Source organism: Sulfuricella sp. T08, assembly GCF_000971475.1.
In the GTDB taxonomy this organism is placed as follows: domain Bacteria; phylum Pseudomonadota; class Gammaproteobacteria; order Burkholderiales; family Sulfuricellaceae; genus Sulfuricella.
In genome coordinates this window covers 57,331-77,863 of sequence record NZ_DF967557.1, presented here as the reverse complement: position 1 = coordinate 77,863, position 20,533 = coordinate 57,331, and the positions used below count along the sequence as shown (strand labels likewise).

The 20,533-nt window shown below is 55.3% G+C and carries 15 protein-coding genes; 10 read left to right on the top strand and 5 right to left on the bottom strand.

What is annotated here, in order from left to right; translation table 11 throughout:
* The first annotated feature begins 172 nt into the window (after nucleotides 1-172).
* The 3 genes from nirD to SCT_RS14240 are packed head-to-tail and all read left to right on the top strand — an operon-like array spanning nucleotide 173 to nucleotide 4,576.
* A complete protein-coding gene (gene nirD / locus SCT_RS14250) occupies nucleotides 173-514 on the top strand; it encodes a nitrite reductase small subunit NirD (protein ID WP_059424272.1) in 342 nt (113 codons plus the stop codon).
* 18 nt (nucleotides 515-532) lie between these two features.
* Nucleotides 533-2,737, top strand: coding sequence for a molybdopterin oxidoreductase family protein (locus SCT_RS14245; protein ID WP_059424270.1), 2,205 nt, complete (start codon nucleotides 533-535; stop codon nucleotides 2,735-2,737).
* Nucleotides 2,738-2,752: 15 nt separating this feature from the next.
* Nucleotides 2,753-4,576 carry a DmsC/YnfH family molybdoenzyme membrane anchor subunit gene (locus tag SCT_RS14240; RefSeq protein ID WP_059424268.1) on the top strand — a complete coding sequence of 608 codons (1,824 nt, stop codon included), beginning with the start codon at nucleotides 2,753-2,755 and terminating at the stop codon, nucleotides 4,574-4,576.
* A gap of 408 nt (nucleotides 4,577-4,984) precedes the next feature.
* Here SCT_RS14240 and SCT_RS14235 read toward each other — a convergent pair whose 3' ends face one another.
* The 4 genes from SCT_RS14235 to SCT_RS14220 form a co-directional block, all read right to left on the bottom strand.
* Nucleotides 4,985-7,969 (bottom strand): EAL domain-containing protein, encoded by a 2,985-nt coding sequence (locus SCT_RS14235; RefSeq protein WP_082098374.1) that lies wholly within the window; start codon nucleotides 7,967-7,969, stop codon nucleotides 4,985-4,987.
* Nucleotides 7,970-8,339: 370 nt separating this feature from the next.
* Nucleotides 8,340-10,079, bottom strand: a complete 1,740-nt coding sequence (locus tag SCT_RS14230; protein WP_059424266.1) for a bifunctional protein-serine/threonine kinase/phosphatase — start codon at nucleotides 10,077-10,079, stop codon at nucleotides 8,340-8,342.
* A 63-nt stretch (nucleotides 10,080-10,142) separates the two neighbouring features.
* Complete coding sequence (locus SCT_RS14225) at nucleotides 10,143-11,612, bottom strand: MFS transporter (RefSeq protein WP_059424280.1); 1,470 nt, start codon at nucleotides 11,610-11,612, stop codon at nucleotides 10,143-10,145.
* A gap of 505 nt (nucleotides 11,613-12,117) precedes the next feature.
* Nucleotides 12,118-13,539 (bottom strand): OmpP1/FadL family transporter, encoded by a 1,422-nt coding sequence (locus SCT_RS14220; RefSeq protein ID WP_082098373.1) that lies wholly within the window; start codon nucleotides 13,537-13,539, stop codon nucleotides 12,118-12,120.
* 237 nt (nucleotides 13,540-13,776) lie between these two features.
* On the opposite strand from SCT_RS14220, the gene SCT_RS14215 reads away from it, so the two are divergent.
* A complete protein-coding gene (locus SCT_RS14215; RefSeq protein ID WP_059424262.1) occupies nucleotides 13,777-14,463 on the top strand; it encodes an AAA family ATPase in 687 nt (228 codons plus the stop codon).
* A gap of 17 nt (nucleotides 14,464-14,480) precedes the next feature.
* Nucleotides 14,481-14,924, top strand: coding sequence for a F0F1 ATP synthase subunit epsilon (locus SCT_RS14210; protein WP_059424259.1), 444 nt, complete (start codon nucleotides 14,481-14,483; stop codon nucleotides 14,922-14,924).
* 33 nt (nucleotides 14,925-14,957) lie between these two features.
* Here the strand turns inward: SCT_RS14210 and SCT_RS14205 are convergent, their stop codons facing one another.
* Nucleotides 14,958-15,680 carry an rRNA pseudouridine synthase gene (locus tag SCT_RS14205; RefSeq protein WP_059424257.1) on the bottom strand — a complete coding sequence of 241 codons (723 nt, stop codon included), beginning with the start codon at nucleotides 15,678-15,680 and terminating at the stop codon, nucleotides 14,958-14,960.
* Nucleotides 15,681-15,907: 227 nt separating this feature from the next.
* Between SCT_RS14205 and SCT_RS14200 the strand changes: the two genes are divergently transcribed.
* From SCT_RS14200 to SCT_RS14180, 5 genes are all read left to right on the top strand, one after another.
* Nucleotides 15,908-17,347, top strand: a complete 1,440-nt coding sequence (locus SCT_RS14200; protein WP_059424255.1) for a hypothetical protein — start codon at nucleotides 15,908-15,910, stop codon at nucleotides 17,345-17,347.
* Nucleotides 17,348-17,426: 79 nt separating this feature from the next.
* The gene (locus SCT_RS14195; RefSeq protein ID WP_059424253.1) at nucleotides 17,427-18,056 is read left to right on the top strand and encodes an HPP family protein; all 630 of its coding nucleotides are present in this window, start codon (nucleotides 17,427-17,429) and stop codon (nucleotides 18,054-18,056) included.
* A complete protein-coding gene (locus SCT_RS14190; RefSeq protein ID WP_059424251.1) occupies nucleotides 18,053-18,601 on the top strand; it encodes an HPP family protein in 549 nt (182 codons plus the stop codon). The genes SCT_RS14195 and SCT_RS14190 overlap by 4 nt, the downstream gene beginning before the upstream one ends.
* A gap of 134 nt (nucleotides 18,602-18,735) precedes the next feature.
* Complete coding sequence (locus SCT_RS14185) at nucleotides 18,736-19,632, top strand: adenylate/guanylate cyclase domain-containing protein (protein WP_059424249.1); 897 nt, start codon at nucleotides 18,736-18,738, stop codon at nucleotides 19,630-19,632.
* Between the two features lie 10 nt (nucleotides 19,633-19,642).
* A complete protein-coding gene (locus SCT_RS14180) occupies nucleotides 19,643-20,395 on the top strand; it encodes a molybdopterin-binding protein (protein ID WP_059424247.1) in 753 nt (250 codons plus the stop codon).
* Nucleotides 20,396-20,533 lie beyond the last annotated feature (138 nt).

Below are 20,533 nucleotides of genomic sequence, written 5' to 3'. Positions count from 1 at the left end.
CAGAGCCCGGCACAGCACTACGCCAACTGGCTCTTGAAGGAAAATCGGGCGGCATGAGCGCTACGTTGGGGGCCGGAAAACACGACCAAGCTCACTTAAGCCCCCCCTCTCCCGCGAGCGGGAGAGGGGCTGGGGGAGAGGGAGCAACCAATACCTCAAAAAGGAAAAAAACATGCCAACAAGCAACCAACAAAACTGGGTCGAAGTCGGCCGTATCGAAGACATTCCGCCGCTAGGCGCGCGACTGGTGAAGTCCCCGAAAGGCGATATTGCCGTCTTCCGCACCCAGGGTGACGAAATCTTCGCATTGCGCGACAAGTGTCCGCACAAGGGCGGACCGCTATCCCAAGGCATCGTGCATGGCAAGAAAGTCGCCTGCCCCCTGCACGACTGGAAAATCCATCTCGATACCGGTCTGGCCGTGGCTCCGGATGAGGGATGCGCGGCGCGCTTCCCGGTGGAAGTGCGGGATGGCCTGATCTACCTTTCCCTTGAGCCCGCTTCCGGCCGTTAGAATTACCGAGGAAAAATCATGCTTTTCGGACGCAAACAAAAAAACCCGATCAAGATCGCCGACAAGGGCGTGGTCGAATGGAAATACGCCGCCTGCGGCTACTGTTCCACCGGTTGCTCGATTGAAGTCGGCCTCAACGCGGAAGGCAAGCCGGTCACATCGCGCGGCGTGGCGGATGCGGATGTCAATCGCGGCAAGTTATGTCTGAAAGGCATTTTCGAACACGAGCTATTTACTTCAGCCGGGCGCGGCACCGAACCGCTGATGCGCGAGCAGTGGCATCAGGACTGGCAGCCCACGACCTGGGATAGCGCGCTGGACAAAGTGCATGACGAAATCGTGCGGATCCAGGCCAAATATGGGCGTGATTCTGTCGCCATCATCTCCACCGGGCAGATGTTGACCGAGGAGTTCTACACTCTCGGCAAGCTCACCCGTGGGCTGATCGGAACCAATAACTACGACGGCAATACCACTCTGTGCATGGCGTCCGCAGTCTCGGGCTACAAGCGCTCCTTCGGTTCGGACGGCCCGCCGGGATGCTATGAGGATTTCGAGCATACCGACTGCCTGTTTGCCTGGGGTTCCAACCTGCCGGAGCAGCACCCCATCATCTACTGGCGCATGAAAGAAGCGCAGGAAAAACGCGGCTTCCCGCTGATCGTGATCGATCCGCGCGTGACCATGCTGGCGCAGAACGCCCACATCCACCTCGCCATCACGCCGGGCACCGATGTGGTGCTGATGAACGCCATGATGCATGTCATCTTCGCCGAAAAGCTGGAAGATAGCAGCTACATCGAGACCAACACCAACGGCATCGAGGAACTGCGCGCCGAAGTCGCCAAATATGACCCGGTGACCGCCTCCAAAATCTGCGGCATCGACGAAGACACCATCCGCGTCGTTGCCCGCCTTTATGCCAAAGCCGGTGCGGCCATGGCGATCTGGACGATGGGGATCAACCAGTCCACCCACGGCTCCGACGGCGTGGTCGGCATCAATAATCTCGCGCTCATCACCGGCAACATCGGCAAGCCGGGCGGCACCAGCCTTTCCATCACCGGGCAGTGCAATGCGATGGGCACCCGCGAATGGTCATCCTGCTCCGGGCTGCCCAATTACCGCGCGCTGGAAAACCCAGAGCACCGGGCGGAAATTGCCGATTTCTGGGGCATCGACCCGGAGTTTTTCCCCAAAAAACGCGGCATGTTTCAAACCGACATTTACCACGCCATTGAAAGCGGTCAGATCAAGGGTCTGTGGCTGATCGCGACCAATCCTCTGTCGTCCCTGCCCAACAGCGCACGGGTGCGCAAAGCGATGGAAAGCCTGGAATTCTGCGCGGTGCAGGACTGCTATCAGGACACCGAAAGCGCCCAATACGCCCATGTCTATTTGCCTGCCGGCACCTGGGCAGAAAAAGACGGCGTGATGACCAACACCGAGCGTCGGATCAGCGTTGTGAAGCCGGTGACCCCGCCACCGGGCCAGGCCCAGCCGGATTTGTGGATATTCAACCGCATGGCGGAACGCTTTAATCAGAGCGGCAAGGTCAAGTTCCCGGAAAAGGCCGCCGACATCTTCCTCGAGATGGGAAAACTTTCCGTCGGCCGACTGGCCGATATCTCCGGCATGAATCACGAGTTGCTGGAAAAACAAAGGGGCATCCAGTGGCCCTATACACAAGAGCAGGTAAAAAATGGCGAGGCTCCACCCAAGGGCGGCAAGCGCCTATACACGGCGGACGGCACCTTCAGCTATGCCGATGGCAAGGCCAAACTGATTCCCTTGCCGTTCATCGACAACAACGAAGTGCCGGATGAAAAATTTCCCATCTGGCTAAACACCGGACGCTTGATCGAGCACTGGCACGGTCGCACCAAAACCGGAAAAATCGGCGACAACAACAAATACAGCCCCATCCCGTTCATCGAAATCAATCCGGATCTGGCAGCAGAACTGGGCATAGAACGGGGCGAATATGTGCGGCTGGTGTCGCGCCGATCTGACGCAGTGGCGATGGCAATGCCGACCCAGCGCGTGCCGAAGAATATGGTTTTTCTGCCCTTCCATTTTCACGATTGCGCCAACCGGCTGACATTAGGCCTGCTCGACCCGCACTCGCGCCAACCGGCCTACAAACAATCTGCCGTGCGCATTGAACGCATCGCCGATCAGATGGCGGCGGCAAAATTGAGTATGGAAATGCGCAAGTTCTGATGCAAAGGAATCCACATGTTTAAAGTACGCGACAACGAACCCGACTACGCCCTGCTGGCCGACAAAAACTCTCAAACCCTAAATCGCTATGGCCTGTCCATCGATAAAGCACACCAGGGCGACGCGCTGTACGGAAAAAGCCTGAACATCAATGGCGATGGCGAAATCGGCAGCAATCCCAACCGCTACAAACAGCACGGCTTCTATTTCAATGCCGACAACTGCATCGCCTGTCATGCCTGCGAGGCCGCCTGCAGCGAAAAGAACGACAACCCGGCGCATATCGCCTTCCGCTCGGTGGGCTTCGTCGAAGGCGGCACTTACCCCAATTACCAACGCCTCAACATTTCGATGGCCTGCAACCACTGCGACGACCCGGTCTGCCTGAAAGGCTGCCCGACCCGCGCCTACACCAAATTCGCCGAATACGGCGCGGTACTGCAAGACCCGGATATCTGTTTCGGCTGCGGCTACTGCACCTGGGTATGCCCGTACAATGCGCCGCAACTGGACCCGGTCAAGGGTCAGGTCAGCAAATGCAACATGTGCGTAGACCGGCTCGAGGTCGGCTTGAAACCCGCCTGCGTTTCGGCCTGTCTGGGCAAGGCGCTGGATTTCGGCGTCATCGAAAACATCCCGGAAGGACGTGCTCAGGCCAAGACCGAAATTCCCGGTTTCCCCAGTCCCGAAATCACCCATCCGAACATCCGTTTTCAGCAAACACGCACCACCCAGCGCGACATGGTGCGGGTCGACAGCACCGCCCTGAAATACCACCGCGACGACACCAGCGGCGCATTCCGCCCGACGCTGGACCCCAAGCATGGCTACCAGCGGCACTGGAATCTGAAGAAATTGCTCGGATCTCACGAAAACGCGCATATCGCCTTCACCCTGAGCGTGCAGACCGTGATGGGCGCATTTCTGCTGCTGATCCTGGGAGGCTGGCTGGGAAATGCGCAGCTATCCGCGTTTAGCGGCAGTGTCGCGTACCTGCCCTCGCTGGGCCTGATGCTGGTGCTGATGAGCTTCGGCCTGTTCAAGCTCAACATGCATCTGGGCAAACCGCTGAGGTTCTATCGGGGCTTCAACAACCTGAGACACTCCCCGGTAAGCCGTGAAATTGCCGGCGTGTCGCTGTTCTTCGCCGGACTGGCAGGCTACGGTTTCTTCACCTTCTTTGGCGGCATGACAGGCTCATTGATAGGCGCTGCACTGACCGGATCGCTGCGCAATCTGGCTGCGACAGCGGGGATACTGGGCGCGTGCCTGGGTGGGTATTACATGATCAAGCTCTACCTGATCCCCGCGCGCCCCTTCTGGAACCACTGGCATACCGGCGCCGCTTTCGTGGCCACGGCACTGGGTCTGGGCGCGCTGTTGCTGGCGTTGACCGCGTGGCTGACGGGTGCGCTGACCAACGAACTGGGGGTGGTCCTGACCAGCGTGGCGGCCACAGGCTTTGCTCTGGAAGGCATCGGCCTGATAGCCCATGCCCGCGACCTGAAATCCCATGGCGATGAAGGCGCGGCCTCGTTCTACGAGCAAACCACCACCTACGGCTACCCCTACTGGGTGCGTAACGGATTGCTGGCAACCAGCCTGCTGCTGGCAATGGGCATGGGCTTCACGGAGCAAGCCAGCGGGCTGGCATTCGGGTTGCTGGCGCTGACCGCGCTGGCCAGCGGGATTCTGGGACGGGCATTGTTCTACGTACTGGTCATCCCGACCACCATGCCCGGTGCATTTTTCTGGAGGAACAAAGGTTTTGTCGAACATGCTAAAGAGGTCGGGCTGGCCAACATGCCGCAAGTGGGCGTGGTGCCGGATGCGCATTGATAGCGCCACCCTTCTATCTGGTGATTCTGGCTCTGGCCTATCCACCTTGGCCGTGTAATACCCCTGGCATCTCGCCTTTCTTCTTTCCTGAGCACGGGGATAGAGAGGGATACTGATCAACGGAGTCCGCTAAGAATTCTCGCGATACGCAAGCGTTCAGAGCAGCACGTACCGGTAAGCTTATACTTCCAAATATGATGTGGCAAAGCTATGTTTCCAGGTTGTTGTCAGCGACCGGGACATACCGCTTAGTCCTGTCACCGGCAATTACTTGAACCAGTGAATCGCCCCATTCCGACTCCATGCGGTCATATGGCCTTGTAAATACTTTGCCCGAAATCTGACCATCGTGATGTGCAACAATCGAGCCGAAGAGACACTCTCCATCCGTCCCTACATCAACAACAATCAGCCCTGTTTCAGCAGCGCTTCGAACTGCTCAATCGGAACCGGCTTGCTGAACAGATACCCTTGGTAGTGAGTGCAGCCAATGTTCAGAAGGAGTTGTCGTTGCTCTTCCGTTTCGACACCTTCGGCAATGACGTTCAGGTTCAGGCTTTGCGCCATCGCAATGGTGGCGCGCACAACCGCTCTATCGTTGATATCGTCGACAATATCGCGAACGAATGACCGATCGATCTTAAGCTGATTGAGCGGCAGTTGTTTGAGGTATTGCAAGGATGAATAGCCGGTGCCGAAGTCGTCCAATGAGAACTGGACGCTGATTTTTTTCAATGTGTTCATGGTTGCAATAATGTCTTCGATGTTCTCCAGCAACATACTTTCGGTGAGTTCCAGCTTGAGCAACATCGGGTTGATGGCATGGCGTTGCACTGCAGCTTGCACTTGAGCCACGAAATCAGCCTGGCGGAATTGCTTGGCACTCACGTTCACCGCCAGAACAAGGTCGCGTGTTAGTGCCTCTTGCTGCCAAGCCTTGAGCTGGGCACACGCGGTCTCCAGCACCCATAGACCAATGGGCAGGATCAGCCCGGTTTCTTCCGCCAGCGGAATGAAGTCCATGGGAGACACCAAACCGCGTTCAGGATGTATCCAGCGGATCAGTGCCTCTGCTCCCAATGGACGGTGCGAACTGTCCACCTGGATTTGGTAATACAATTGAAATTGATGCTTCTCAAGTGCTTTGCGTAATTCGCCTTCCAGGGCTACGCGTTCGCTGATGGCCTCCTGCATTTTCGGGTCGAAGAAGCGCAGGGTGTTGCGGCCGGCTTTCTTGGCCTGAAACATGGCGATGTCAGCTTGTTTGAACAGATCATCCATCCCGGTTTGGTGGTCCCTGAACAGGGTGGCACCGATGCTGGAGGTGATATTGTATTCGTGCGTGGCAAGCAGGTAAGGCTGACTGAGCGTAGCGAGAATTTTATTACCGACAGCTTCCGTTTGCGCGGCAGCTTCAATGGGTTGCTCGCTCAAATCTGCCAGCACCATCACGAACTCGTCACCACCAAAACGCGCCATCGTGTCGCCTTCGCGTATGCAGGACACCAGGCGTTGCGCAACCTGTTGCAGCAGCAAGTCCCCAATTTCATGGCCGAGGGTATCGTTGAGGGTCTTGAAATTATCCAGATCAATGAACAGCACTGCCCCTTCTCGACCGCTACGCGTACTGGAAGCCAATACCTGCTGAAGCCGGTCCAGCAGAAGCCGCCGATTGGGCAGCTGAGTGAGAGGGTCATAGAATGCCAGATGGTGGATTTCTTGCTCCGCCGCCTTGCGTTCCGTAATGTCAATGTGTGACCCGATATAATGCGTAACGACCCCATCGCCCCCTTTGACGGCGGAGATGGTGAGCCATTTGGGGAATATCTCACCATTTTTACGTCGATCCCAGATTTCTCCTTGCCATGTCCCAGTACGATTTATAGTCTCCCACATCGCGCGATAGAAGTCCGCAGTGTGGCGGCCAGACCTGAGTAGGCTCGGTTTTTGGCCCACGAGTTCCTCGGCCGTATAGCCAGTATTCTTGGCATATGCCTGGTTGACTCGCAGGATCACCCCGTCAGCATCGGTGATCATCAGGCATTCTTGCGAATCGAAGGCGGTGGCAGCGATGTGAAGCTCGGCCTCGGCTTGTTTGCGCGCGGTGATGTCCTGGTTGACGATAATGGCACCGCTGATTGCCCCATCGCTTCCGCGGATCGGCAGGGCAGAGTTGAGGATGATCTTGTGCGTGCCATCGAAGCATTCGATCTCGATTTCCTCTTCAATGGAAGTCTCACCCTTTTCGATAGCGCGTGCCGCTGCCCACTCATGGGGTTCTATCGGTTTTTTACTATCAGACCACCAGCCCTTGTATTCTCCGAACTGTTCAATTCCCACATAACGTGCCCCGGCCCAAATCTGTTGCGCGGCAGCATTTGCAGAGGCGATGTTTCCTTCTGCATCCATGATCCAGACCCCCACAGGCAGAAGGCCTAAGACAGATGTCAGAAGTTCTTCGTTCTCCTGCAACGCGTTTTCGGCCTGCTTGCGCGCGGTGATGTCGTCTCCCGAACCGAGGGTGCCGATGACTTGGCCGTGCTCATCGCAAAGCGTGGTGTTGTGCCAGGCGATCAGACGCTCGCTTCCGTCACGGCATAGCACGGGGTTTTCGAAATGCTCCACAGCATCAACATTCCCGGCCAACAGCTTGTGGAAAATAGATAATACCTTGTCCAGAATATGACGATGCTGAGGCAGGCAGGTTGCGAACCAGTTGCGCCCCAGTAGTTCATCTTCCTTGTAGCCCAGCAGCGCGCAGCCGGCACGGTTGATCATGGCAATGCGACCTTCGCAATCCAGCGCAACCATCAGGGTCTGGGCGGTGTCGAGGTAGCGCCGGTTGAGGTCGCACTCCTGTCGCAGCGCAATTTCGGCCTGCTTACGTTCGGTAATATCCTCAGCGATGCCGGCAACTCGATTAACTTTCCCTTCTGCATCACGGACGGGAAAAGCGCGTGCATATATCCATCGCTCGGTGCCATCTGGCCGGAATATCCGATACTCCGGAAATACAAAACCAGAGAAATCTCCGGCGTATTTTTTGTTAATGGCATCAATGAGTTCTTCGCGGTCTGCATCCACCACGGCATCCAGCCAATCCCGTGGTCGAGCATAGAGACTCTCGCAGGAACGGCCCCAGATTTTCTCATAAGCCGGGCTGATATAGAGCACCTCATTCCAGTCAGGAGTGCCTGTCCAGAAGACTTCGTGGATGTTCTCCGCCATCTGCCGGAAAAGGGTCTCGCCCCACTGTACTCTCTGCGCCACCTGCTTGCGCTCGGTGATGTCATCGACCGAACTGATGGTGCCAGCGTGGTCAACACCACCCCCTGCCGCATTGCATTCGGCGGCTTTTCGCAGCAGGTCTTGCTCGTTCAGTTCATCGCTCAAGCTGCTTCCTTCAGAGATACGCAGTTTTTAATTCTAGTCGAATAATTGCTTTTATTCGGAAAACATAAAAAATAGCGTATTGAATTCAATACAGATTCCATACCTATTTGGCATTTCTGTATTTGGCAGATTCAACGTTGGAGCGCAACTTTTGTATTAAGTTTGGCCTGCTGCCAACTTTTGCATTAGGCAGACCATGAACTTCATCGCATGTATTTGGCTATCCCATAGTCATTCCCCAGCTTCTTTTTTTGGCACGTAGCGTGCCTTAACTCCCCAAGCTGGAAATGCATACCAACTTCGATCTGATCTCCACACAATGAAGGGGACGCCACATCTTGGCCGGTAAGCTTATGATGGTTTCGGAACTTCAGGTTCTGACAGTACCGTTCAGCAGCAAATAGCCCAGAATCAGGATGACCGCCAGCTGGATCAGCGATAGTCCTTTCCAGAAACCCAACGGATTGCGTTCCAGCAGGGGGCGGCTGCGCCCTTCGTTGACAAGGCTCTGGTTCGGGCAGGTCAGGTCCGCGACGAATTCGGATTCGACTTCATAACGTCTGTTGGGGTGGGGTTGCGTCGCTTTTTCCAGCGCTGCATCCACCCAGTCTGGGGTCTTAGGGTTGTATATTCGTGCGGAAGTGTAAGTAAACTTTTTCCGTGCGGCCTGCTCGGGGCTGATTTCTCCGTAGGGAAGTTTGCCGGTGAACATTTCATAGGCGATCACTCCCATGGAAAAGATGTCCGATCGATCATTGCCCTGCTCTCCCCTGAAGTATTCCGGAGCAGAATAGCTTGCGGTGCCGGCAATATGCTTGTGCTCCAGTACGGTATGGGTTTCGGCCAGGCCGGCAATACGGGTGGAACCGAAGTCGATAATCTTCAGGGTGTTGTTGCGATCGATCAGGATGTTGTCCGGCTTCAGATCCTGGTGGATCATTTCCATCCGGTGCATGGCGCGCAAGCCTCGCGCGATCTGATCCACCGTTGCGCGTACTTGATCCACACTTGGACTGGGATTGTCACGCATCCACTGGCGCAGGGTCTGGCCTTCGATGTACTCGACCACGCTGTAAAGAAAAGTGCGCGGGCGTGTGGTGCGATCACAGATCTTGATCAGATGAGGCGAATCCAGACGTTTCGCCACCCATTCCTCGAGCAGGAATTGTTCGATATATAGCGGGTCGTCGTTGTAATTCTGCGACGGGGTTTTGATGACCACTTTTTTCGCGGACGACTCCTGCGTGTCTTCCGCCAGATAGACCTGGCTGCGCGAGGTGGCATTCAGTTCGCGCAGGATACGGTAGCCATCCAGAATTTGTCCGGCTTTGAGATCGGGAGGGAAAGGCAGGCTGTTCAGGTGTTCGAAGAATTCGCTTTTGTCGGCTTGCGGTAGCGTTTCAATTCGCACCACCTGGCAGGTGATGTTGTCCTGGCTGCCCTGGCTGAGCGCATGCGCCACCACTGTCTCGGCACATTTCTGCGGCTCACGGGAAAGACCGTTCAGCAGTTGTTCCAGTTCTTCTGAACGCAGGACATCGTGCACGCCATCCGTTGTCAGAATAAAGCAGTCGCCGGGCTGCAACTCGCGGGTATGATAGTCAATGTCCAGTCGCGTATCTATGCCCATCGCCCGGGCCAGATAGTCGCTTTTGTCGCCAAAATGGACGCGATGGTCCCGCGTCAGGCACTCCAGCTGCCCTTCTCGCAACAGGTAAATGCGGCTGTCCCCGACATGAAACAGGTGAGCCGTCTGAGACTTCAGGATGATGGCGCTGAACGTGGTTGCCAAGCCACAATTTCCGGCATAAAGCTTCTGTCCCTGGTTGTAGAGCCACAGGTTCAGCGCACCCAGAATCTTGGTTGCGGCATGTTTGGTCGACCATGAGTCGGGCGTGCTGAAGTAGTCGTCCAGAAACTGGCGCACCGCGATCTGGCTGGCCTCTTTCCCGCCTTCGCTCGCGCTGACCCCGTCAGCAATAGCCACACAAATGCCTTTGCTTTCCAGCGTTGCGTCAGTGGGAATCGAGGCGCCGAAAAAATCCTCGTTCTGTGGCTTGATGCCGGCAATCGAATGCTGCCCCAGACTAACGCTCAGGGTATTGTTCATTTTTTGCCCTTCACCACAAGGCGAACCCCACCGAAGCAGGGCGGACTATTGTTAGCATTGCTATCAGTTTACTTCGATCAGTTGTACTGTGCCATCAGGCAACACTTCGGTCATGTGCCCTTTGGGCTCCCGCAGGAAGAATGCGATGAACATCAGAACAATAGCGGCTGTCGTGCCTATCACCAGAAAGAATGTCTGCGTGGAAACCAAGGCCAGTACAGTGAGAAAGGATACCCCTCCCACATTTCCATAAGCGCCGGTCATGCCTGCAATCTGGCCGGTCAGGCGGCGCTGGATCAGGGGTACCATGGCATAAACGGCGCCCGATCCGGCCTTGGAGAATATGCCGCCAAAAGTTGCGGCCATCACGACCATGGGCAGGGACCATTCCTGGCTCACATTGCTCAGCATCATGAAGCTCAACGCGATGCCAATAAAAGCGATGATAAGCGTGACCTTGCGGCCGAATTTATCGCTCAGCATGCCGCCGGCAGGGCGGGCAACCAGGTTGATCATCGCATAAGAGCCGGCCAGAAGACCCGCAGTGACCTTGTCCATAGCAAACATATCCACATAAAACAGCGCCAGCATGGAAACCACCGCCAGTTCGGTGCCGAACGTCACCATATAAGCCAGATCCAGAATGGCAACCTGAGTGAAGGCGTAGCGTTGCAGTTCCGGCACCTTCTCTTTAAGGATATGGACGTTCACTTGCCAGATTTTCCAGATCTGTACCAGATAGGTCAGAGCTAACACAGCATAGATGGCGTATGCGGCACCATCACCCAACAATTTCATTCCACTGGGCGAAAGCTTCCAGGTCAGTACACCCAGAGCCAGATACATAGGAATGTTCATCACCATGTACAGCACCAGATCAAAACCGCTGGTTACTTCCAGCGCACCGGTTTTCTTGGGCTTGAAATAAGTCGAGCCTTTGGGTGTGTTGCGTGCCCGCCAGTAAAACAAAATGCCGTAGGCAATAGAGATCAGGCCGGTGAGGGCAACCGCATAACGCCAGCCATCAGGCCCGCCCACGGCAACAGCAACAGTGGGGAGCAGCCCTGCTGCACCGGCAGAGCCAAAGTTTCCCCAGCCACCATAAATGCCCTGAGCAACGCCGGTCTGACGTGCTGGAAACCATTCCGAAATCATCCGGATGCCAACGACGAAACCAGCACCGACAAAGCCTGATAGAAAACGCATCATTGCCAGTTGTTGAAAGCTCTCAGCCAGGGCGAATCCCATGCTGATGGTGCCGCCCAAAATCAGGATGGCTGAAAACAGGATGCGCGGACCATAACGATCGACCAGCATCCCGACCAAAATACGGGCCGGAATGGTCATTGCCACGTTGAGAATCAGCAGCATGTTGGTCTGAAGGTCAGTCAGATGCAATGCATCGCGGATAAAAGGCATCAGTGGTGCATGCGCAAACCAGACCATGAAGCTGACGAAGAAAGCCAGCCATGTCAGGTGCAGGGTGCGAATGTTCGCCTTGGAGAAATCGAGAAGATTGAAACGATCGGACATAATGTGCTCCAGCAAAGTGGCCATAAACGAATATGGGTGGAGCTAAAGCAAGTCGTGTGCCATCATTACAACCAATTGATAGCCATAATTATATTCAATTTGTTTTGGTGCATCACCCTGATGGACGCACCAAAACGGAGCGCTGCACCAAAAAAGATGGTGCATCCGCAAGAGGGAATTCAGAAAGCCTGCGCACGATCTCTGGGATCGCTATAAAACCGCCGGGGAACGCCTGCTTTCCATTGAACACGGCGAAACAAATCGGCTCAGCCGCCTGCGACCAGCACGCTTCTGGCAGGCAATGACGACCTTACCCCTGATCGTCAATTTGTTGCTGTGGTATGTGGTGATCGTGGGCTGATTTGCCGGGAAGCCACACCCTGAAGGGTGGCCCCTAATCGTTCAGCCAGAGCGCCCCGAAGACCTTTGCCAGACTTCGGGATCGCTTCCTGGAGAAAAACATTCGACATTGAGGCGGCCAGCGGATCTGCTGCCGCCCCAGCGTTTAGAAGTGATAACTGTAGACCAGTTGCCCGTTGTACTGCTCGTGGCTGGTGGTAATGCCGGTCACGCCCGAAGTCGCCGTCACCTTGGGTGCATAGCTGAAGGCCAGGTCGAGATGCGACTTCTTGTTGATGGCATAGCCGAAGCCGGCAGTGACGTGATTCTTGATAATCGCGGGGAACAACGCATTCAGATAGGTATCCGGCACCGTATTGTTCGCCATGTTGAGGCCGCCACGAAGAGTCAGCGCGTCGCTCATGCGGTATGCCGCGCCTAGCATCAGGACATGCTGGTCTTTCCAGTCCTGATAGAACACCACGTTCATGGGCAACCCATCAAAGTTGGCAGCCATGCCGGTATTACCGGCCGGAGTAAACTCCATCTTGAAGTCCTTCATGACAGCAGCCCAGTTGATACGCTTGTAGTCGGCCGCCAGCATCCATTTCTCGCTCGCCTCGTAGGCAATACCAATGCCGTAAGTTTCCGGCCACTGGAAGTCCTTTACCGTCATTTTTCCACTGACTGGGATAGTCAGGTTGGTTGGCCCACTATTTACGTCTACATTAAATGAAACAGTCGCGTCCTTGGCTTCCAGATCGCTCAAGCGGGTCTTGGAATGGTAGGTGGCGCCGATGGTGGTCTTGCTGTCCAATTTGTAGGTGAAACCTATTTTGCCGGCATAGCCCGTGCCGACCGCCTGCCCGGTAAAATCATTCTTGTTTGAGAAATCGAAATATCCCCAGTTGACTGCGCCGATCTGGCCAGCCCCGGCACCCATCATCGAGCCAAATGCACTGACCATAGGGCCCGAAGCCGATGCCATCGGCGAAATACCACCTGCCATTTGCATAAAAGAAGCCCCGTTGATGGCCATCTGCATATCCATACCGGCCCAGACGTAATCCACGGAACCGCCAATATTCAGATCTGGACTGACATTATAAGCGACCGGAAATATCACCCGGCCAACGCTGACTTCGGAGCGATTGATCAATCCCGGTGAAACTGCTTGAGCACCAGGATTGGCGAAAATCGAGTCGCTGCCATATTCGGTGCCCATGCCGCCCTGGCCGTACATTCCGATACCGAACAGCAACCCGTTATGTTTCCGGATCCAGCCGATTGCCGGGCCGCCGAAAAAATCAGCGCTGGAACTCGATGTCATGCCTCCTGCAGATGATTTCACCTGCGGCGCGAGAAAGCCGAGCGCCAAGTCGAGGTTGCTCCCCTCATCCATCATCGCCAGCGTCGCCGGGTTGTTCATCATTGCGGCTGTGCCATTGTCGTAGGCCATCGAAGCGCCACCCATGCCCAGGGCTGTAGCGCCGTAGCCTTCCATGTTCATGCCGTTGGTAGCGAAAGCCAGTTGCGGAAACGCGCACGCCGCCAGGATACTGGAAAATAACATTTTCTTTGTTTTCATCTAATTAACCCCCAACAGAAATTTTGAGTCCGACATAGAAGTAAGCCAATTAAATTATTAAAATATATTTACATGCTTATATTTGATAATCACATTACCATTTATTTCGGGATATGGACATCCGAAACTCTTATTTATCAGAAAATTTTCCAAACAGACCACACCCGGCGTCTTAACCTTGTAAATTCAGGCCATTTTCTATACGCTTCAAATAGATAATTCAGGAGTCCCTGCCCCATGACCATGGACGCAACAAAGCTGGTGGAAGCCATCCTCAAGGCGCATGCGGCTGAAATGCACGGCGGACAAGATGCGGAGCGGCCAGTCGTCACACTTTCACGTGACTATGGCAGCGGCGGTCGCGAGATTGCGCAGCATCTGGCCAAACATCTGGCCGTGCCGGTCTACGACAAGGAATTGCTGGACGCGGTGGTGGAACGTTCCGGCGCAGACCCGCATCTGCTGGCCCAGTTCGACGAGAAAACCCGCAGCTTCTGGGACAGCTGGATCATCTCGATGCTGTCCGGCGAGAACGTGCTGAATGATAACTATCGCCGTCACCTGGTCAAGGTGGTGCTGGGCATCCTCTACACTGGCAACGGCGGCGTGATCCTAGGACGCGGCGCCCATCTCATCCTGGCGCAGCAGAACGTGTTCCGGGTACGCCTTACCGCCTCGCCGGAAACTTGCGCCGAACGGGTCGCCAAAAAAAAATCGGTTGCGCTGGAAGAAGCGCGCAAGCTGGTAGAACTGGTCAACCAGAACAGAAGCAAATTCGTCTGGGATGTTTTCAAAAAGAGGCTCAATGAGCCGACCGCCTTCGACCTCACGATCAATACCGACCGCCTGACCAAATACGAGGAAGTGGCGGAAATCATCATTTTCGCCATGCAATACCAGCACCGCAGCATTTCCCAAGACTAGTCAGACCCAGTCCGGCGATGAGCGCCCCTATCGAAGCCACCACCATGCAGGTCAACATCGTCAGCCTGGAAAGCGAAATTTATTCCGGTGAGGCGCTGAGCGTTGCTGCTCCCGCCCTGCTCGGCGAGGTTGGCATACACCCGCGCCATGCGCCGATGCTGACTCCGCTCAAAGAAGGCGAAGTACGCATCCTTACTCCAGGCAACACTCTGGAACTGATTTATATCTCAGGCGGTCTGCTTGAAGTGCAGCCGACACTGGTGACCATCCTGGCCGATACTGCCGTTCGCGCGAAGGGCAGCGACCATGCCGCTGCCGTGGAGGCCAGAAGACTGACCGCGGAAGCGATGCAGCACATGGATCATTTAACCACTCATGACAGGGCTTACGCAGAGCTGCTGCTCAGCATTGCAGACATGATGGGTGAAAGAGAACGCCTCAGAAAACGCCACCGCTGGTAAGAACATCTATAATTATTTTACCTTCTGCCGCACCTAAAATCGCTCATGCGGTGCCAAATAACGCCATTGCCCAGGCGGCAATTTGGCCATCGACACCCGCCCGATCCTGATCCGCTTCATGGTCAGCACCTTTAGCCCAACACTGTTGCACATATGAGCAATCTGGCCGGGTTGTGCACCCTTGAGAGCGAAGCGCAGGCGGGTTTCATTTTGCCAGCTGACTTTGGCCGGGGGCAGCGACCGTCCGTTAATACTGAGCTTGTGATTGAGACGCTTGAGCCCATCGGGCCCCATTTCGCCAGCAACCTCAACGATGTACTCCTGCTCTACGGTGGCGGCATCGTCGAGCAGCTTGCGCGCTACTCGCCAGTCCTGGGTAAATACCAGCAAGCCGCTGGCGTTCGCCTCCAACGGCGTAGTTGGGGTCAGCCGTGCAAAGTGTTGCTTGAGCATGAGGATGCCGGAAGAGTCGTCAGCCGCCCGTGCGTCGGCGGTAAGCCACTGCTGCGCGGAGTTGGCATCCGCGCCTGCATCATGGCCGGGAGGCTGGTGCAGCAAGATGGTCACCGGCTCAACTGGCGTAAGCGTTGCGTCGGGGTGAAGCTCAACCTTCTGCTGCGACACTTTGAACTGGGGTTCTTCCACCACTTGCCCATCCACCATTACCCAGCCGCCCACGATATAAAGCTCTGCCTCCCGGCGAGAGCAGGGGACTAATTCGGCAAGGCGTTTTGCGAGGCGAACGGGTTCTGTCATGACGGGGTATCCTGGAAGGGGAAAACGCCATTGTAACCGCCCTCGTCAAGCAGAAACGCGGTATTCTTACGATCATGAGAAACATGAAACCGGGAATTTACCCTTTCCATGGGCACTGAATCGCTGGGGGTTTGCCTGTCTCGACTTCTTCAGCACTCATCGCAGGAAGCAAAGACGGCACAGTTGTTGCACACACACCGTGAAATACACTTAGAGACATCCTGATCATGATCAATTTGAATTCTGCTACCGCGATTGCAAAGCGCTTTATTTTGCCAACGCTATTGGCGCTAATCATTTTGGGAATCCCGCTGGGATACCAATATTTCAAGCTACAAAAAGAGAGGGGCTCATTAACCGCTCTCCAGGCTGATCTTGATAAAAATAAAGCCGAGCTTGCAGCAAAGAGACTTAGCCAGGAGGCCGAACAGATTGAAAAAGTGAAAGCACTCGGCGTAAAGGAAGCCGAGTTGATCACCATGGCGAATCAGCTCAAAAAGTCGCTGTTATTGCTGAACCAGCGTGAAAATGAACATCAGGCCGCAATCGTCAAGTTCCAGCAAGAGCAGTCCTTGGTACACCAAAAGGCGAAGCGACAACCCTTGAAAAGGGCAGAGATCCAGCCACAGAAACGAGCGTCCTTGATACGCGAAGTAAAAGCTTATCCGAAAAAACGCCCATCTTTGGGCGCGGCTCTCAAGAAACACGTTGAAGCCAAAGAATATCGCCCCGCAGTAGTCAGCCCTCCCCCCATTGCACCCCTCCCAGTAGTCAAGCTTGAGGAAAGCTTGCCTCAAGCAAGGCCCCCTGGTGCTTGTGCCTCTGTCGATGGAGGCACTGACGCCACAAGAGAAATGGCTCGCCTCAAAAGGAAAATCTCCGCCACGAGCTTTAAAATCGACTATCGCCCCATCGCTCTGACCCCGAATATTCGGTCCGGCTTTCCCGAAGACTTGTTGCGAAGGTTAGGGGAAAGCAATGAGTTTTTCCCGCGCAATGTCTCTATCGGAACAGAGTATCCGCCACTTAACGCACAATCCGGTTCGCTTTCAAGCACGGATGCCGCGCGTGAAGTTGCATTTAAAACCGGGAGTCAATTTGTCTTCTCCGGTGTCATTGATGCGGGCATTGGGCGCACTGATTATGGCCGGTGGATAGAGGTGGAAGTCGATGCCTATGATGGTCTTTCCGGAGTGTTGGTAGCGAAAAGACGCCAGGGCATGGAGATTGCGGGCGAAAATGAAATTGAAATCAGATCGCTCTTCGGTAGTGCCAAGTATTTTAGTACGCCTTTTGGAAAGCGGTTCGATGACTTGATGAAATCACTAATCAAAGGCATCAAGACTGATCTGGCCTGCATACCCTTCACAGCAAAAATCACCGATATCGATATCGACAATAACAAAATTCATATCGATGGTGGAGTTGCCTCTCGCGTAGCGCCGGGAGATAAATTCATTGCCTATCATTCCGCAAAGCGAATTCAGTCAGAGGCCGCATCCAAGGGATTGCTGGGAGTCCAGACCATTCCCGTTGCATCCCTCACCATCAGACAGGTATTCCCTTTATTCTCGATAGGTGAACTCTCAATCGACCCCGGAAAAACCGAGCTTCATGTGGGTGATTTTGTCAGTGCACAGATAGTAAATAGGGAGAAACAGAAGTAGCCGTTAATAAAACCTTTATGACTCGAGAGGCAAGCTGCTAGAATAAATCCACATAAAATTACTCGGTTGATTTTCCACCATGCAAGACTCCTCGCACGAAAGCCCCAAGACAGATTCTGCTGACGATGATCTTTTGGAGATGGAATTGACCGATGGGGATATTCTGGACGCGATGCGGCACATTCCCGGCTACCTCGATATCACAACGGAAGATTTTCGGACGATCTATCACCTGGCCCATCGCCATGCAGTGGGACGTCTATTGGGCAATTTCAGGGCAGGAAACCTCATGCGCGTGGGGCTTGAGCCCCTTCTTCCCGACATCCCCCTCGACGAAGCGGCAAAGGCTCTCGTTCGATCCGGCTACAAGGCTCTTCCCGTGGTGGATGAAAAAGGCTGCGTGATAGGGATGCTTACTGAAACCGACTTCTTGCGGCGGCTAAAAGTCGATACTTTTCTGGAGTTGCTGTTGAGTATGTTGGATGATGCATTCGAATTTCAGCATCGTTGCCATGAGACACCCGTGAGCGCGGCAATGTCCACCCCTGCCGTAACGATCACCAAGGATGCCGGATTCGAGGAAGTCATGAGTGCGTTCCACAAACATAATGGTCGCAGCCTGCCCGTCGTGGAAAGCGATGGCCGGCTGCTCGGCTTGCTGCTGCGCAAAGACTTTTTTACTGCCTATAATCTGGAAAATATTCGATGAAAATTCCTGAATATTTCCGCAAGATGCGTGGCACCACACGTGGCAGCCCGCCGCGGGTAAGCAACGCCGAAATCGTATGGTCCTGGATCGGTGCATTTCTGGGTATTGCGCTGGTTGCCTGGGTGGATCAGCTCTTTTTCAAAGGCATTGATCTATCGCTGATGATTGGTTCTTTTGGCGCATCTGCCGTACTCGTCTACGGCGCAGTACGCAGTCCTTTGGCCCAACCGCGCAACCTGGTGGGCGGACACGTCATATCGGCAATCGTTGGAGTCATTTGCTGGAAGTTGCTTCACCCGTATCCATGGCTCGCGGAAGCAATGGCGGTTGCTACCGCAATAGCCCTCATGCACGCCACCCGGACGCTGCACCCACCTGGCGGTGCCACGGCTTTAATCGCGGTAATAGGCTCAGCGGAGATTCACAAACTGGGGTTCTTGTACGTACTGATACCCGCCACCTTAGGCCCCCTGATTCTGCTGGCGGTGGCCATACTGGTCAATAACATTCCGGCATCAAGACGCTATCCGGAAATCTGGTTTTGATGCATTAGGGATTGAATTGTCATTGCGAAGAGCCAAATTTTCGGATAATAATTCAAAATAGTAAGGATAAAAGCGCGGATAAACGGTAGGCGACAAATGCTCCAACGCGCTGCCATTATCGTTATAATGCCGCCATGCCAAACGAGAATGTCAGCCTTGCCATCCTGTTTGCCGACATAAGCGGCAGCACCCGCCTTTACGAAACGCTGGGCGACAAGGAAGCACTGGAGCGCATCGAACACTGCCTGTCCGTTCTCTCCGAACTGTCACACAAGCACCACGGTGAAATCGTCAAGACCATCGGCGACGAGATCATGTGCGCCTTTGCCGACGCCGGATCAGCTTTCTGCGCGGCGCGCGCCATGCAGACGGAAATGGCGATGCAGCTCATCAGCGGAAAACTGCCGCTATACATCCACATCGGCATGCACTACGGCCCGGCGATTCGCGACGAGGGCGACGTTTTCGGCGATGCGGTCAACATCGCTGCCCGCTTGACGAAAATCGCCAAAGCGGGGCAGATCATCACCTCACAGCAAACCGCCGACACCCTGCCCACAGAACTGAGAGCCGACATGCGCAAGCTGGGTAACGCCACCCTGAAAGGCAAGCGCGAAGAAATCGACATCTGCGAAATCATCTGGCAGGAAGTGGGCGATTTGACCCTGATGCCGGGCACCGCCTTCAAAACCGCGCCCTACACCGGACGCCTGGTACTGCGCCACGGCGGAACGAGCCTGGTGATCGACGGAAATAAATCCGCCGCAGTGCTCGGCCGAGACAAAAACAACGATCTCGTCGTCAATAACCCCCTTGCGTCGCGGCAACATGCACAGATCGAATACCGCGGTGGCAAGTTCATCCTCATCGACCAGAGCACCAACGGCACTTACATCTTCACCGAAGATGGCCGGAAATCTTTCGTTCATCGGGAAGAATTCCCGCTCTCCGGCAGCGGTTCCATCAGCCTGGGCCACGACACCGAAGGCGACCCGACCTCACCCCTGACCGTCCTGTTTGCCTGCGAATAAGAGGCTCTAAATGAATTTCGGCGCGATCATCATCGGCGACGAGCTGCTCAGCGGCAAGCGCCAGGACCGGCACTTCCAGCGCGTGATCGAAACCTTGGCGCAACGCGGGCTGGAACTCAAATGGTGCCGCATCATCGGTGACGACCCCGCACTCATCATTGCAACCCTGCGCCAGACCCTGCCGCAGGACGACATCGTGTTCAGCTTCGGCGGCATCGGCGCCACCCCCGACGACCATACCCGGCAGTGCGCAGCCGAGGCTGCCGGCGTGCCGCTGATTCGCCACCCCGACGCAGTGGCGGAAATCGAAGCGCGCTTCGGCACGGAGGCCTACCCACGGCGCATCCTGATGGCCGATCTGGCGCAGGGCAGCCGCATCATCCCCAACCCGTTCAACCGCGTCCCAGGCTTTTCCCTCCACCACCACCACTTTCTGCCTGGCTTTCCGCAAATGGCGTGGCCGATGATGGACTGGGTGCTGGACACGCTCTACCCGGGGATACGCAACCAGGCGCCGGAAACCGAAGCCGTGATCACCGTGCTGGACGCCATGGAAAGCCCGCTGCTCGATCTGATGAACGAATTCGTGCGGCGCTACCCAGACCTGCGCTTTTCCAGCCTGCCGCACATCGGCGAGGAAGGCGAACGCAAGGTTGAATTCGGCTTGCGCGGCTCGCGGCCGCTAGTCATCGAGGGGATGAACTATCTCAAGGCGGAAGTGGAAAAACTGGGGTTCCGCTGGACGGAAACAACAACCGTTTAAATCCCCATCCACTGGCTTTGTGACCTATTTTACGACCTGTGCCGGTTCCTGATTTACGATACAGCACAGCAAGGAATCGTTTAATATTATGACCTGGATTTGGCCAAGATATGGTTGTACCTCTAATGGGGAGCAGGC